The sequence below is a fragment of the Mycobacterium sp. genome (assembly GCF_008709575.1).
Taxonomy (GTDB): Bacteria; Actinomycetota; Actinomycetes; order Mycobacteriales; family Mycobacteriaceae; genus Mycobacterium.
This window is the reverse complement of sequence record NZ_VYIK01000189.1, coordinates 1-1,066: the sequence shown is the minus strand read 5'-3', so window position 1 is coordinate 1,066 and position 1,066 is coordinate 1. Positions and strand designations below refer to the sequence as shown.

General features: G+C 67.2%; 1 protein-coding gene. It reads right to left on the bottom strand.

Annotated elements, in window-relative coordinates:
* Positions 1-139: 139 nt before the first annotated feature.
* Positions 140-859 (bottom strand): CoA pyrophosphatase, encoded by a 720-nt coding sequence (locus F6Q13_RS17765; RefSeq protein WP_293059372.1) that lies wholly within the window; start codon positions 857-859, stop codon positions 140-142.
* Positions 860-1,066: the final 207 nt, after the last annotated feature.

Below are 1,066 nucleotides of genomic sequence, written 5' to 3'. Positions count from 1 at the left end.
ACAACGCCAAGGTGGGGCTGGCCCACGTGATCGGCCTGGGCTCCGCCTGCGGCGTCCACATCCTGGAAAAATCAGCCGCCTAGCTTCCACGGCATCCGCGCCGACGGGCGAAGGAAACCGCAAACTCGAGCGTTCCGGCTTACTTCCAGGCGAATACGGGTTGCTCAAACTCGTCGACCGGGTCGTGCCGACCCTCCAGGCACAGCCAGCGCAGCTGCAACAGCACTGCACCCGTCGGGGCGTGGATGAGAGCTCTTCCCAGCGGGATTTGCACCACCGGCCGGGGGCTCTGCGGGATGGTGATGAATCGCGGTGAATCGTCGCGCTGCAGCTGGTGAAGTCCCACCCGGTAGACCGCCACCACCTCGTCGGGCGCCGGTCGGGGATCGAGCCGTCCGCCGCCCCAGATCACCACCGGGGTGATGACGTAACCGGACCGTGTCGGGTAATCGTCGAGTAGACCCAGAACATGCGAGTCGGATAGCCCGATACCGATCTCCTCGTTCAGCTCCCGCAGCGCGGCGTCGACCGCGGTTTCACCCGGGTCGAGGCGACCACCGGGCAGCGCCCACTGCGCGGAATGAGAGGAAAGCCGAGATGCTCTGCGGCACAACAGGAATGCGGCACCGCCTGCAGCGTCGACCAGGCGATCGTCAAGACCGGCCGGCAACATCGGCTGCCCGCTGACCCCCGCGTCCAGCGGCGCCGGATCCACCCTGTCCTCGCCGGTAACGGAGTCCACCAGCACCACCGCGACCGCCGCGTGCCGCTTGGTCGGGTCACTCACCGCGCGGCGGGCGTGGATCGCCAAATGTGCGCGGATCTGCTCGCGTAGCGCATCGTCGTACCGGATCGTCACCGCTCGACCATATGCATGCCCGGCACCTGTCGGGCCGCTGGGTACCTGTCGTCGCGTTTCATCCATGCATGCGGGTTTGGCCCCACACGGTGCGGCATGGCGGAGCATCGCATCGCGAACCGTCCGAGGGCCCAGGCATGCGGCGGCGCAACCTAGAAATTCAGCCCGGAGAACATGACCCGGCCGGGATCGTACTTCTGCCGAGTG